The 13,117-nt window shown below is 73.3% G+C and carries 11 protein-coding genes and 1 tRNA gene; 7 read left to right on the top strand and 5 right to left on the bottom strand.

What is annotated here, in order from left to right:
• Nucleotides 1-283: 283 nt before the first annotated feature.
• From IF02_RS0127505 to IF02_RS0127495, 3 genes are all read right to left on the bottom strand, one after another.
• Nucleotides 284-1,489 carry a S8 family peptidase gene (locus tag IF02_RS0127505; RefSeq protein ID WP_030161546.1) on the bottom strand — a complete coding sequence of 402 codons (1,206 nt, stop codon included), beginning with the start codon at nucleotides 1,487-1,489 and terminating at the stop codon, nucleotides 284-286.
• Between the two features lie 105 nt (nucleotides 1,490-1,594).
• Nucleotides 1,595-2,008: a GNAT family N-acetyltransferase gene (locus IF02_RS0127500; protein WP_030161544.1), complete on the bottom strand. Its 414-nt coding sequence runs from the start codon at nucleotides 2,006-2,008 to the stop codon at nucleotides 1,595-1,597.
• Between the two features lie 80 nt (nucleotides 2,009-2,088).
• Complete coding sequence (locus IF02_RS0127495) at nucleotides 2,089-2,787, bottom strand: 4'-phosphopantetheinyl transferase family protein (RefSeq protein ID WP_030161543.1); 699 nt, start codon at nucleotides 2,785-2,787, stop codon at nucleotides 2,089-2,091.
• 433 nt (nucleotides 2,788-3,220) lie between these two features.
• On the opposite strand from IF02_RS0127495, the gene IF02_RS34975 reads away from it, so the two are divergent.
• On the top strand, nucleotides 3,221-4,030 hold the full coding sequence (locus IF02_RS34975) for a hypothetical protein (protein WP_158708577.1): 810 nt from the start codon (nucleotides 3,221-3,223) through the stop codon (nucleotides 4,028-4,030).
• 94 nt (nucleotides 4,031-4,124) lie between these two features.
• Here IF02_RS34975 and IF02_RS0127490 read toward each other — a convergent pair whose 3' ends face one another.
• A complete protein-coding gene (locus tag IF02_RS0127490; RefSeq protein ID WP_030161542.1) occupies nucleotides 4,125-4,643 on the bottom strand; it encodes a hypothetical protein in 519 nt (172 codons plus the stop codon).
• A 281-nt stretch (nucleotides 4,644-4,924) separates the two neighbouring features.
• Here IF02_RS0127490 and IF02_RS0127485 point away from each other — a divergent pair, with 281 nt between their 5' ends.
• Nucleotides 4,925-5,398 carry a phospholipase gene (locus IF02_RS0127485; protein ID WP_030161541.1) on the top strand — a complete coding sequence of 158 codons (474 nt, stop codon included), beginning with the start codon at nucleotides 4,925-4,927 and terminating at the stop codon, nucleotides 5,396-5,398.
• Nucleotides 5,399-5,621: 223 nt separating this feature from the next.
• On the opposite strand, the gene IF02_RS0127480 is transcribed toward IF02_RS0127485, so the two are convergent.
• Nucleotides 5,622-5,694 (bottom strand) — tRNA-Arg (locus tag IF02_RS0127480).
• Between the two features lie 332 nt (nucleotides 5,695-6,026).
• Here IF02_RS0127480 and IF02_RS0127475 point away from each other — a divergent pair.
• From IF02_RS0127475 to IF02_RS0127455, 5 genes are all read left to right on the top strand, one after another.
• Nucleotides 6,027-7,640 (top strand): GTPase domain-containing protein, encoded by a 1,614-nt coding sequence (locus IF02_RS0127475; protein ID WP_030161540.1) that lies wholly within the window; start codon nucleotides 6,027-6,029, stop codon nucleotides 7,638-7,640.
• A 4-nt stretch (nucleotides 7,641-7,644) separates the two neighbouring features.
• The gene (locus tag IF02_RS0127470; RefSeq protein ID WP_037837247.1) at nucleotides 7,645-9,543 is read left to right on the top strand and encodes a GTPase; all 1,899 of its coding nucleotides are present in this window, start codon (nucleotides 7,645-7,647) and stop codon (nucleotides 9,541-9,543) included.
• Between the two features lie 98 nt (nucleotides 9,544-9,641).
• The gene (locus tag IF02_RS0127465; RefSeq protein ID WP_030161538.1) at nucleotides 9,642-10,049 is read left to right on the top strand and encodes a single-stranded DNA-binding protein; all 408 of its coding nucleotides are present in this window, start codon (nucleotides 9,642-9,644) and stop codon (nucleotides 10,047-10,049) included.
• A gap of 242 nt (nucleotides 10,050-10,291) precedes the next feature.
• Nucleotides 10,292-11,470 carry a thioester domain-containing protein gene (locus tag IF02_RS0127460; RefSeq protein ID WP_324603790.1) on the top strand — a complete coding sequence of 393 codons (1,179 nt, stop codon included), beginning with the start codon at nucleotides 10,292-10,294 and terminating at the stop codon, nucleotides 11,468-11,470.
• Nucleotides 11,471-11,599: 129 nt separating this feature from the next.
• Nucleotides 11,600-13,084, top strand: a complete 1,485-nt coding sequence (locus IF02_RS0127455; protein WP_051696598.1) for a bifunctional phosphatase PAP2/diacylglycerol kinase family protein — start codon at nucleotides 11,600-11,602, stop codon at nucleotides 13,082-13,084.
• Nucleotides 13,085-13,117 lie beyond the last annotated feature (33 nt).

Raw genomic sequence — 13,117 nt, 5'->3', positions numbered from 1 at the left:
GGGGGAGGCCGAGCCGGTGCGGTGGCCGACATTGACGCGTCGCGGTGATGAGAAGTCAATGACTTGCTTTCGCCCGAAGCACACAGAAATTGATGTCCCATCAGGCCAGGTCGTCAGGGGTGCGGGGCGGGTGGGATGGGTGGGGTGCGGGCGGGAGACCGACCGGGCGTTGAGCTGGGCGTTGGGCTGGGCGTTGAGTTTGGCGGTGCCTTGGGCGTACGGGATCTTGCGGATCAGGGCCGGTCAAGCCCGCAGGCTTGACCGGCCCTGATCCGCCGGCTTCCTAGCCCGCGGCCGGCGGGTGGTTCAGGAGCAGGTTGGCCGTGCCGGCCGGGACCCCGGTGAGCCGGTCCCGTACGGCGTCCCCCAGCAGCGTGGCCGAGACCTCGGCGGGGGTCTTCGCCGTACCGCCCGCCGCGATGCCCTCCGCCAGGATCAGCGCGGCCACGCCCGCCACGTGCGGGGCCGCCATGGACGTGCCGGAGGCGCGGGCGAGGGTGGTCGCCGAGCCCTTCCAGGCCGAGGTGACGGACACGCCCGGAGCGACGAGGTCCACGCAGCTGCCGTAACTGGAGAACGGGGCCCACTGGTCCGCGGCGTCGGCCGCGCCGATCGTGAGCGCCGAGGGGACCGCGGCGGGGGAGCCGGTGCAGGCGTCGTCGGCGGAGTTGCCGGCGGCGACGGTGAAGGTGATCCCGGCGGCGACCGCCCGCGCCACCGCCGCGTCGAGGGAGTAGCTGCGGGTGCCGCCCATGCTCATGTTGGCGACGGCGGGGGTGCCGGGGGCCTTGGCGGCGTCCTTCACCATCCACTCCAGGCCGCCCAGGATGGAGGTCAGGGACGCGGACCCCTTGCAGTTGGCGACCTTGACGCCGACGAGGGAGACCCCCTTCGCCACCCCGTACGTCGCCCCGCCCAGGGTCCCGGCGACGTGCGTGCCGTGGCCGTTGCAGTCGTTGGAGGTCTCCAGGAACACCCCGTTGTAGCCGGCCCGGGCGCGGCCCCCGAACTCCTGGTGGCTCGTGTAGATCCCGGTGTCCACGACGTACGCGGTGACGCCCTGCGCGGTGGTGGCGTACGCGTACGAGCCGTCGAGCGGGAGCCCGGGCTGGTCGATCCGGTCCAGGGGCCAGGGCGCCGGGCTCTGCGCGTCGCTGATCCGGAACTCGGCGTCGGGCTCCACCGAGGCCACCCGGGGGTCGGCGGCCAGGGCCTTGGCGCGGGCGGCGGTGGTCCGGACGGCGAAGCCGCTGAGGACGGTGTCGTAGACGGCCCCGACCTGGTCGCCGGAGCCCGCGGCCTCGGCGGCCAGGGCGCGGGTCGGGGCGCGGGAGGAGGTGTCCTTGAGGACGACGACGTACGGGGCGGTCGCGGTCGCGGTGTCGGCGGCGGGTGCGGGTGCGGATGCGGGTGAGGCGTGCGGCGGCAGGGCGGTGGCCGCCGCCAGCAGGGCGGCGGCGGCCGGGAGCAGCGCGGTGAATGCGGTCATGCGCCCGATGCTCGGCGAGCCGCGCCCCGCCCGCGCGGAGGGTGCGCCGACTGGCCCCACGACACGCCGCCGAACGGGTCCCCGGCGTGATCCGGAAGACAGGCGTCAGCCGGAGAGCGGCCAGCCGCGCATGGTGAAGACGCCCTCGTCGCGGGAGCCGGCGGAGGCGTAGGTGGCCAGGGCGGCCTCGTTGTCGGTGTCGACCCCCACCCACATGCCGTAGCAGCCGCGCGCCTTGGCCTCGTCGGCGAGGGCCTCGGTCAGGGCGCGGCCGATGCCGCGCCGCCGGTAGCCCTCGTCGACGGAGAGCTCGTACAGGCACATCTCCGTGCCCTTGTCGGGGTGGCTCATCTCGACCCCGGAGACCATGCCGGCGGGGATGTCGTCCACGTAGGCGATGAGCATCAGGTGTCCCGGCGCGGTGAGGAAGCGCTCGGACCAGTCGAGTCGGGCGGGGCCGTCGAAGAGCCCCTCCGCGGCCTGGAGTTCGGCGACGGTACGGGCGGGGCGGATGTCCATGGCGGTCACGATAGGGCCGTGCGGCGAGCGGCGACCTTGTTTTTCGCCCCGGCGTGGCGAGCGGCGCCGGGGGTGGTGCGTCAGGTGCGCAGAGCCAGGGCCGCCGCGTACGCCGGGGGGGCCGGGAGGTCCGTGAGGTGCCAGCCGGGGACCTGGGAAGGGGTGGGGCCCGAGCCGATGTAGGGCTCGGCCAGGCCCAGGGCCAGGCCGGTACCCGTGCCCTTGAAGTAGGCCTCCTTGCGCGACCACAGGCGGGCCAGCACCCCCGGCCGTTCCTCCGCGGGCAGAGCGGAGAGTTCCGCCGTCTCCGCCGGGTGCAGGGTGTTCAGCACGTCCTCCACCGCCGCCGCGCTCGGGATCGCCTCCACGTCCACGCCGACCGGCACCGCCGCGAACGCGAGGTACGCCAGGTCGTCGCTGTGCGAGAGCGAGAACTGCACCGCGCCTCCCGCCACCGCCGGCCGCCCGTGCGGGCCGTCGCAGCACGGGCAGTCCTCCCGGACCAGGACGACGTCCTGCGGAGCCAGCCCGAGGTAGCCGCCGAGCAGCACCCGCAGCCCCACGTGCGAGACGAGGTACCGGTGCCGGTCCCCGGCCCGCAGCAGCCGCCCGGCCCGCTCCCGTTCGCCCGCGTCCAGGACCGGCAGCGCGTCTTCGATCCGGTGGCCGCCGACCACGTCGAGCGTGGTGTCCAGGGACCACACCGCCACGGCCGTCCCCGCCGGGGACGCGCCGATCCGCGGGATGTCCTCGCCGAGTCGGTTCAGGTACGTACTCACCGGACGAGCGTAGACGAGCACCGATCCCGGTCCAGGGGGCGCCCGGCCATGATCCACCGGAGACCCCTGGCGAGATCAGTCATCGCTGTCGGCAAGGATCGGTTGCTGTGGCTGCGGTACCTCGGTGCAGTACGGGCGTACTGGTCTCTGCCGAAGCGCCAGAGTCCGCCACCCTATGCCGCAGTGCCAATCGTTGATATCTCATAGGCATGACTGCGCGGAAGAACCTGCCTACGGGAGGCCTGGAGACGGCCCATGTTGGAAATGGGTTACCACAACCGAGTGATCCCGAACTCCCGTACTTACCTCAGGGTGCTTCATGAGCCCAACGGGAGGTGCATGCATTGGGACTGGGTGGAGCCCGGTCGAATCGGCATCGGCGAATTCGCAGCTTGCGGGAGTGCTCGCAGGTTTCGTGTTTGCTGGAATTGTCATGGTGCTCACCGAGGGGAAAATCGGCACACTCCGGGTAGCGACGCTGCGACTCTTCATTGCGGGCTTTGTCGTCCTCGGTCTTGATAGTTACTCATTTTCGATTCTTACCGGGGATGTCGCTGAAGGTGCATGTGGCAGAGTGTGGACCGAATCTCTCATAGCCAGCGGAATGCTCGTCGTAGGTACGGTTGCCGTGATCAGCGGCGTATCTTGGCTGCTTGCCGCCTATGTCGAGAACGTGACACCAGAGCAATCCGCGCTCGGGCACATCCAGGCGATGCGGACCGTGGAGCGTCTCCTTCGGAGGTCGGTTTATGGGATTACGGTCATGACCGTAATCCTGCTGTCAACCGTCGCTCACGACTATGTGAACGTCGCCTTCTCCGGCCGGCCGAAGCCGTGGTGGGCGACATGGATTTCGCCAGTCTATGTGCTGCTGGTTGGCGCCGCGATGATAGGTGCAGTCTGGCAGCGGCAGCGAAATTGTGCGCAAGCGGAGACAAATTCTGACGAGCCTTCCAGTCTTGCCCTGTCGATTGCCTTTACCGGTGCCGTCTCTTATGCCATCGTGGGAACTGGGGCGATCGGATTTATTACGAGTACGCCCACCAGTTTTTGGAATCCGATTCCTGGGGTCGTCGCGTTTATAACCGTCGCTATCGTACTGATCATGCCTGTGCCCACGATCCTCACGCTCATTTATGCAATGCCGCGACTTGGGATCGCTTCTGCGGACACAAGTCATGCCCCGAGCCCTGATGCCGGTCCTGACCCCGGTCCGGTGCCCGGTCCTGATCCCCAGCCTTGATGACTCCAGACCACCCGATCAGCGCGGAGGCGTCCCGAGCGGGGGCTCAAATCCAGGGTGGCCTGATGGAGAACGGCCCGTCCCCGTCTAGCGTCTAGCTGCGGGCGTGGGCCGTGGCCGGGGGGTTGTGCTGCGGCTGGGAGCCCGGCGACGGGGTGCCGTCGGTCCAGGCGTAGACGCGCTTGCCGCGCACCGCCACCTGGTACTGGTGGACGTCCCGGCATTCGGGCCGCTCCTCGGCCCGGGTGCCGTGCGGCCACCACTTGGCGTTCAGCCGCCGCCCGCCCAGGTCCTTCGGCGTGCCCGCCGTGCACTGCGGGCCGTCCAGCGGGGTCGCTCCGAGCGTGAAGCGGATCAGCCTCGCCTCGCCGGTGGTGCGCACCCGTATGCGTATGTCGGTGGCGTCCTTGGGCACCCAGGACGGCAGCGTGAAGGCCGGGTTGCCGCGGGTGGGCGCGTCGGCGGCGGTTGCGAAGTGCTTGCTCTTCTCCTCGAAGACCCGGTCGTTGATGGAGTCGGTCAGCGGGTTGGGCGGGAGGTTGGGCAGCGCCAGGGCGGCGGTGGCGACGACTCCAACAGTGGCGGCGGCGATGACGAGGGGACGGCGGTTCATGTGATCCAGTCTCGGCCGTCCCACGCCCTCGCGCGTCCCTCCGTAGGACGAACCCGTTCTCTGCCGGAAGTCTGATACCGCGTGCTACCTGAGAGCTGCACCCTCCGGCAACTGGCCCTGAGCACACCTCCCTTGTCCGCGCCCGAACCCGACACCGGCACCGGGCGAGCGCCGTTATAGCGGCGTTAAGCGGCGCCGATAGGACGCGCCCCGAGGGTGGGACCCGACGCCGTACCGGGGGTACCTCCGGGCGGCCCCCCACCCCGTCCTGGAGGAATGCCATGCGCCTTCGTCTCGCTCCTCTCCTCGCATCGGCGGCCGCGGCCGGTGTGCTCGTCGCCGCCACCCCCGCGTCGGCAGCGCCGGCCGACAAGCCACAGGTCCTGAGCAGTTGGACGCAGACCAGTGCCGCCAGCTACAACGCCTGGGTCGCCGCGCGCGGCAACCAGGGCAAGTGGGGCGCGTACGGGTTCGACTGGTCGACCGACTACTGCTCCACCTCGCCCGACAACCCCTTCGGTTTCCCCTTCCAGACGTCCTGTGCCCGCCACGACTTCGGCTACCGCAACTACAAGGCCGCCGGTGCATTTTCAGCCAACAAGGCGAGACTGGACGAGGCCCTCTACGCCGACCTCAAGCGCGTCTGCTCGGCGTACTCGGGTGTGAAGAAGGGCTCCTGCGACAGCACCGCGTGGACCTACTACCAGGCCGTCAAGGCCTTCGGCGTCTCCCCGCAGGACGCGCCCGCCGCCTGAACCCACCCGTGATCGACCCAGTCACCCCCTGACCTCCGGTCCCGCCCGAACCCCCTCGGGCGGGACCGGCCGGGTTCTGACGGCGTCCAGGGCCACTTCGGCCAGAGGGCGTCCGACGGGACCAGCGCGGTAGCCGGGCGTGCAACCGGACGGCCGGCTGCCGCGCCGTCCGGCCAGCAGAAAGGCCCCCGCGGAGGAGGGCCTGAGGTGGAGAAGCGGAGAGTGCCCCCGGCAGGACTCGAACCTGCGGCCAAGTGCTTAGAAGGCACCTGCTCTATCCACTGAGCTACGGGGGCCGGAAGGTGGCCGTGGTGGCCTGGAGCCCCGGGGTGGGGGTGGGGCTGTCATCCGGACCGGGTCAAGGATAGGGCTCCGGCCGCCTTGTCCCGGTTGCTTCACCCGCGTGCCACGATGTGGAGGTTCGGTGAAGCGGTCCCGATAATCGCAGGCAGGTGCGATTCTCGCACCGCTTTTGCGCCGCGGCGCCCCTGGTGTTGTGCACTCGTTATGCCTGAGTCCCACTCGTCCGATGTGCCCGAAAGGTCCCACTGGAGTCGCGATCGGCGCGCAGAGGGCGTATAAGCTTCAAAAATGGTCCTAAATTGGGCATTCTTCGCATGTGGTGACCTTGGATGTTCGGCCTCAGCTGCTCGATGCCCTGTCCGCCCTGCGCGACCGGGTCGCGTCCGTGCGTCTGCCGCTGCCCCTGCCCGGCGCCCCGCGCGCCCGCCAGACCAGAGCCGAGCTGCTCGCGCAGCTCGACGACTACCTCGTACCCCGGCTGAAGGCGCCCGAGGCGCCGCTGCTCGCCGTCGTCGGCGGGTCCACCGGGGCCGGTAAGTCCACTCTCGTCAACTCCCTCGTGGGACGCCAGGTGAGTGAGGCCGGCGTCCTGCGGCCCACCACCCGCATCCCCGTACTCGTCTGCCATCCGGATGACCATCACTGGTTCGCCGGCATGCGGGTGCTCCCCGACCTGATGAGGGTCTGGGCCCCGCCCGGGGAGGACGACCCCTTCCCCGGACCCCACCGCGGCTCCCCCCGCGGATCCGGGAACTCCGCCGCCACCCGCGAACTGCGCATCGAGACCGTCGCCGGCCTCCCGCGCGGGCTCGCCATCCTCGACGCCCCCGACATCGACTCCCTCGTGGTCGAGAACCGGACGCTCGCCGCGCAGCTCATCTGCGCCGCCGACGTCTGGGTCATGGTCACCACCGCCTCGCGGTACGCCGACGCCGTCCCCTGGCACCTGCTGCGCACCGCCAAGCAGTACAAGGCCACCCTGAGCATCGTCCTCGACCGGGTCCCGCACCAGGTGCTCGCCGAGGTCTCGCGCCAGTACGGGGCCCTGCTCACCCGGGCCGGGCTGGGCGACGTACCGCGCTTCACCGTGCCCGAGCTGCCCGAATCGGCCGGCGGGGGCGGGCTGCTGCCCGCCAGCGCCGTCGCCCCGCTCTTCGCGTGGCTCGCCCACCACGCCCAGGACGCCGCCGCCCGCCAGTACGCCGTCGGGCGGACCGCGCTCGGCGCGCTGGACTCCCTCGGGCGCCGCATGCCGGAGCTGGCATCCGCCGTCGCCGCCCAGCACGCCGCCGCCGTACGGCTGACCTCGGCCGTCGAGGACGCGTACAAGAGGGAGGGCAAGCGGGTCCGGGGCCGCCTCGACCAGGGCGCCGTACTGGCCGGGGACGCGCTGACGCGGTGGCGCGGCTATCCCCTCGACACGAGCGCCGACGAACTGCTCGACTCGCTCGCCGAGTCGCTCGCCGCCCTGCTCCAGTGCGCCGTGGCCGCCGCCGACGAGCGGATCGCCCAGGCGTGGCGGCGCGAGCCGGCCGCCGGGGCGGTGCAACTGCCCGCGCCCGACCGGGAGGCGGCGGAGCGCATCGGCATGGCCGTACGGCGCTGGCGGCGCGTACTGGAGGAACTCGCCGAGGAAGAGGTCGCCCGGCTCGACAAGCAGCCCGCGCCCGACCCCGACGGGATCGCCGCCCTCCTCGTCGCGGCCCTCCTCGGCGGCAAACGGGCCCGGCCCGCCGGGGAGAAGCTCGCCGAGCGGATCGGCGTACAGGCCGCCGTACGACTGCGCGACCGGGGCGGCGAACTGGTCGCCGAACACCTGGAGCAGGTGCTGCGCGCCGAACGGGACCGCCGGCTGGCCCCGCTGGAGGCGCTCGAAGTGACGCCGGAACCGCAGGCCGAGCTGATCGCCGCGCTGTCCCTACTGCAGAAGGAGAGGTGACGCGGTGACCGCTCTGACCGACCGCGACCGCACCGATGACCGCTGGGACGACGGATTCATCGCACGTTCGCGCCGCCCAGGCGCCGGCGCTGGCGTCGACATGGACATCGACATCGACATCGACGTCGAGGGCCGCGGCGACGGCGACGGGGACGACGGAGGCGACGGGAGCGACGACGCGCTCATCCGCGCCGTCTCCGGCGCCGGAAACGACGGGGGCAAGGCGCCCTCGCCGCCGCTCAGCCCCGAAGGACAGGCACTGCGCACCCGCCTCGAGGCGCTGCGCCAGCTGGTCGGGCTCTCGCGGACCCGGCTCGACGGCAAGACCCTCGCCGAGGCCGGCCGGGTGCTCGACGAGGCGGCCGCGCGGCGCGGGCTGTCCTCGCAGCACACGGTCGTCGCGATCGCCGGAGCCACCGGAAGCGGCAAGTCCACGCTCTTCAATTCACTCGCCGGAGTGCAGATCTCCGAGACGGGGCTGCGCAGGCCGACGACCGCCGCGCCCATCGCGTGCAGTTGGTCCGACGGCGCGGCCGGGCTGCTCGACCGCCTGGAGATCCCGGGCCGGCTGCGCCGCCGGCCGCGCGAGACCTCCGAGGCCGGGGCCCTGCGCGGGATGGTCCTGGTGGACCTGCCGGACCTGGACTCCGCGGTCGGCGCCCACCGCGACCACGTGGACCGGGTGCTCGCCCTGGTCGACGCGGTGGTGTGGGTGGTCGACCCGGAGAAGTACGCCGACGCCGTCCTGCACGAGCGGTACCTGCGGCCGCTGGCCGGGCACGCCGAGGTGACGTTCGTCGTGCTGAACCAGGTGGACCGGCTGCCCGGCGAGTCGGCCGACCTCGTACTGGACGACCTGCGGCGGCTGCTCGACGACGACGGCATCGCCCTCGGCGAGCACGACGAGCCCGGCGCCACCGTCCTCGGGCTGTCCGCGCTGACCGGCGAGGGCGTCGGGGAACTCCGCGACCTCCTCGCACAGTTCACCCAGGAGAAGGGCGCCGCGACCCGCCGGATCTCCGCCGATGTCGACCGGGCCGCCGGGCGCCTGCGCCCGCTGTACGTGGCCGACGGCCATCCGTCGCCGGAGATCGGGGAGGCGGCGCGCGCCGAGTTCGAGGACCGGCTCGCGGAGGCGGTCGGGGCGTACGCGGCCGGGCTCGCCGCCGAGCGGGCCTGGCGGCGCAATGCCGGGAAGGCCTGCGGCACGCCGTGGCTGCGGCTGTGGCGGTGGTACGAGGGCCGGCGCGCCCCGCGCACGCTGGCCGGGCTGGCCGCCCTGGCGGTGATCGGCGGCAGCCGGGGCCCGGCGGGCGCGGAGGCGCCGGCCGAGCAGGAGGTGACCGCGCGCCAGCGGGTGGAGCAGGCCGTACGGGCGGTCGCCGACGCGGCGGCCGAAGGGCTGCCCGACGCCTGGGAGCAGGCGGTACGGGAGACCGCGGTGCGCGGAGCCGAGCAGCTCCCGGAGGCGCTGGACGAGATCGCGGTGACCCTGGGGTCGGCGGTCACGGTGCCGAGCGCCAGGCCGCCGCGGCCGACGTGGTGGCCGGCGGCGGTGCTGGCGCAGGCGGCGATGACGCTGCTGCAGATCTACGGCGGGCTGTGGCTGGTCGGGCAGATCGTCGGGGTCCTGGAACCGCGTCTGATGCCGCCGGTGCTGCTGATGGTGGCGGGCATCGTCGGCGGGCCGCTGGTGGAGTGGGCCTGTTCGATCGCGGCCCGGGGCCCGGCGCGGCGGTACGGGCAGGACGCGGAGCGGCGGCTGCGGCAGGCGGCGGCCGGCTGCGGGCGGGCCCGGGTGCTGGAGCCGGTGGCGGCGGAGCTGCTGCGCTACCGGGAGGTGCGCGAGCAGTACGCGACCGTGGCCGCAGGGGGGACGAAGTTGTCCACAACCCGCGAGTAATCCACAGGCCGGAGCGGGATTCTGGGGGTCGCGCCAGCATGGGTCGTACCTCGTGCGGATGGTCCGTGCGGGTACGGAAGTGGGGGAGGGCCGCCGGGATGAACGACACCCTGGTGACGCTGGTCGGCTACGTGGCCACGCAGATCGACTACAAGGAGACGGCGACCGGGCCGTCGGCGCGGTTCCGGTTCGCCGTGACGCCGCGGTACTTCGACCGGCGCAAGGACGTGTGGGCGGACGGGCCCACCAGCTTCTACACGGTGTGGGCGCGGCGCGCGCTCGCGGTGAACCTGGCCGGTTCCGTCGCGGTGGGAGAGCCGCTGGTGGTGCACGGGCGGCTGCGGGTGCGGGACGATCCGCCCGACGGGGAGGGCAACCGGTGGTTCTCCGCGGACATCGACGCGACCGCCATCGGACACGACCTGAACCGGGGGACGGCGGCATTCCGCCGGGTCGTCAAGGCGGACCCACCACTGATGGCCACTCAGAAGGCGGCGGTGGTCTGAGTGTTCGAGGCGGTTAGGATTCCCCGGTACTCACGGGCACCTGGGTCATTGGCCCGAAGGGGAAGACTGTGTCGATTGCCGTTCCCGCATCCTCCGCTCCTGATTCCGCTCCTTCTTCGCTTGGTCCTTCCGCTACTCCTTCCGCTACTCCTTCCGTTACGCCTTCAGAGCCGCCTTCCGTCGCTTCCGCACCACCTGCCGCTGCTGTTACGGCTGCCGCGCCTGTGGCGGGGGCGGCGCCCGTGCGGGCCTCTGCGCGGCGGCCGTTGGCGGCGGCGCTGCTGGCCGCGGCATTGGCCGCAGCCCCGGGCGCGCGGGCGGCCGCCGACACCGGGGCGCCCGCGCCCCGGACACCGGAGGGCGCGAGAGCCGTGCTGGACGGGCTGAAGACGTACGGGCAGGCGGTCCTGCACGCCCAGGACGGGTCGGCCCGGCAGATTCCGGCCGGGCTGTACGAGATGCGGGTCGACGGCGGCGGGATGCTCCAGACCTACGGGGTCGGCGTGGCGGGCACCGCCCAGCCGCAGGCCAGGTACGCGGAGAGCGGCTGGAGCGGCAGCCCGCTCGCCGGGAACGGGGAGGCGGGCCGGATCCGCTGGGTCCTGGAGCACTCGTATCCGCAGCTGAACGATCTCGCCGGGCTGGCGAAGGCGGCCGGGGCCGGGGCCCTGACCGCGGAGAGCGCGGCGGCCGGGACGCAGGTCGCGATCTGGCGGCTGGCGGACGGGGCGCAGGTGGAGGCCGCCGACCCGGCGGCGGAGAAGCTGGCCGACTACCTCCAGCGTTCGGCCGGCAAGCTGCCGGAGCCGCCGGCCTCGCTGGGACTGGACCCCGGGAGCGTGTCGGGGCCGGTGGGCACCCGCCTCGGGCCGGTCACCGTGCGGACGGGGGCGCAGAGCGTGACGGTCACCCCGGACGCGGCGGCCGTGGCGATGGGGGTGCGGGTGGTGGACGCCGAGGGGCGACCGGTCACCGCCGCGGCGAACGGGAGCCGGCTGTACTTCGAGGTGCCCGTCGGCACCCCGGACGGCTCGGCGTCGGTCACCGTCCAGGGCTCCACGAAGGTGCCGGTCGGGCGGGTCTTCACCAGTGAGGTGCCGAGCCAGACCCAGATCGTGGCCGGCTCCAGCGAGTCCGCCCTGGCGGCCACGGCCAGTGCGGTGTGGCCGCAGCCCGCGGTCGTCGCGGAGGCCGGCACCACGGGCGACGGGCCGGCCGTGACGCAGGCCTCGGCGGCGGCGGCCGCAGCCGCCGCCGCGGCTTCGTCGGAGTCCAGCCCGGACGAGGAGCGCCTGGCCACCAGCGGCAGCTCGGCCGCGACCCCGATCATCGCCTCGCTGGCGGTGGGCCTGGTGGTCCTGGGCGGGCTGGTGGTCCTCCTCCTGCGCAAGCGCCCGCTCGACGAGGAGGACGAGGCGTAGGGGGCGTAGGAGCACGGGGGCGTCCGCACCCCCTGGGGGGACGGGGCCCGTGGGCAGCGGCACGTCGGCCGTGAGCTCGCTCGGTGATCCGTGCTGATTCCGGAGCGGATGTGCGGGTAGACGACGGAGATGGCTGATCAGGAGTTGACCTGGCAGGGCGTCGCCGCACGGTGGGACCGGGCGCTGTTCGACGGGGTGGCCCGCCGGCACTGGCCGGCGGCCGACCGGGTGCTGCCGAGGCTGGGGCGGGCCGCCAACCACGGGGTGCTGTGGGGCGGGGCCGCTGCGGCGATCGCGGTCCTCGGCTCGACCGGGGCCCGTAAGGCGGCGCTGTGCGGAGCCGCCTCGCTGGCGCTGGCCTCGGCGACCGTGAACACCGTCGGCAAGTGGTCCGTACGCCGGCCCCGGCCGCTGCTGGAGGGGGTGCCCGAGGTACGGCGGCTGGTGACGCAGCCGGCGACCACCTCGTTCCCCTCCGGTCACTCGGCGTCCGCGTTCGCGTTCACCACCGGCCTGGCGCTGGGAGCCCCGGGCTGGGGCGCGCTACTGGCCCCGGTGGCGGTGTCGGTGGCGTTCTCCCGCGTGTACACGGGGGTCCACTACCCGTCCGACGTGGCCGCCGGGGCCGCGCTGGGCGTGGCCGCGGGTCTCGTCGTACGCCGCCTCGTACGCGGCGTGGACGAAGCGCGGGTCGTTCCCGGCGACGAGCGGACGGCCACCGAGGCGCCCGCGCTGCCGGACGGGGCCGGGCTCACCGTCGTGGTCAACACCGGGTCCGGCACCGCCGCCGCCGCGGGGCTCGACGTACTGCGCGCCCGGCTGCCCAACGCGGAGGTGGTCGAGTGCGAGGGCCCGGAGCTGCCCGAGCAGCTGGCGTCGGCGGCCGCCCGGTCCACTGTGCTCGGGGTGTGCGGCGGCGACGGCACGGTCAACGCCGCCGCCACCGCCGCGCTGCGGGCCGGGGTGCCGCTGGCCGTGTTCCCCGGCGGCACGCTCAACCACTTCGCGCTGGACCTCGGCCTCGGCGGAGCCGAGGACACCTGCCGCGCCGTCGCCGCCGGCAGCGCGGTCCGGGTCAGCGTGGGCCGCTTCACCCCCGGCCCGGACCCCGAGGACGGCGGCTCCGGGTACTTCCTGAACACCTTCAGCATCGGCGCCTACCCCGAGCTGCTGCGGCACCGCCTGCACTGGGCGCCGCGGATCGGCGGCGGCCCCGCCGCGCTGCTGGCCGCGTGGAAGGTCCTGCGCGCGGAGCGGCCCGTACGGCTCCGGCTGGCCGGACGGCCCCGGAGCGTCTGGCTCCTCTTCGCCGGCAACGGCACCTACCACGGCACCGGACCGACCCCCCGCCGCCGCGACGGCCTCGGCGAGGGCCTGCTCGACGTCCGTCTCGTCCACGGCGGAGGCCGCCCCGGCCCGCGCCTGCTCGCCGCCGCGTTCACGGGTCCGCTGAGCCGTTCCCCCGTCCACACGGCCACCCGCCTGCGCAGTCTCCGCATCGGCGACATCCCGCCGGACACCCCGCTCGCGTACGACGGCGAATACACCCCCGCCCCGCCCGCCCTCGTCCTCGACACCCTCCCGGACGCCCTGACGGTCTACCGCCCCCGCTGACCTACCGCCCCGCAGGACACGGCCTAGGCTCGG

This window comes from Streptomyces sp. NRRL S-244, from assembly GCF_000717915.1.
Classification (GTDB): Bacteria; Actinomycetota; Actinomycetes; order Streptomycetales; family Streptomycetaceae; genus Streptomyces.
The sequence above is the reverse complement of the archived record's forward strand: the minus strand, read 5'-3'. Positions and strand labels throughout refer to the sequence as shown.

Excerpts from the sequence above, each read along its gene's own strand:
- IF02_RS0127490 (WP_030161542.1), bottom strand. The coding sequence starts at position 4,643 with ATGAACCGCCGTCCCCTCGTCATCGCCGCCGCCACTGTTGGAGTCGTC.
- IF02_RS0127505 (WP_030161546.1), bottom strand. The coding sequence starts at position 1,489 with ATGACCGCATTCACCGCGCTGCTCCCGGCCGCCGCCGCCCTGCTGGCG.
- IF02_RS0127500 (WP_030161544.1), bottom strand. The coding sequence starts at position 2,008 with ATGGACATCCGCCCCGCCCGTACCGTCGCCGAACTCCAGGCCGCGGAG.
- IF02_RS34975 (WP_158708577.1), top strand. The coding sequence starts at position 3,221 with ATGGTGCTCACCGAGGGGAAAATCGGCACACTCCGGGTAGCGACGCTG.
- IF02_RS0127465 (WP_030161538.1), top strand. The coding sequence starts at position 9,642 with ATGAACGACACCCTGGTGACGCTGGTCGGCTACGTGGCCACGCAGATC.
- IF02_RS0127455 (WP_051696598.1), top strand. The coding sequence starts at position 11,600 with ATGGCTGATCAGGAGTTGACCTGGCAGGGCGTCGCCGCACGGTGGGAC.
- IF02_RS0127485 (WP_030161541.1), top strand. The coding sequence starts at position 4,925 with ATGCGCCTTCGTCTCGCTCCTCTCCTCGCATCGGCGGCCGCGGCCGGT.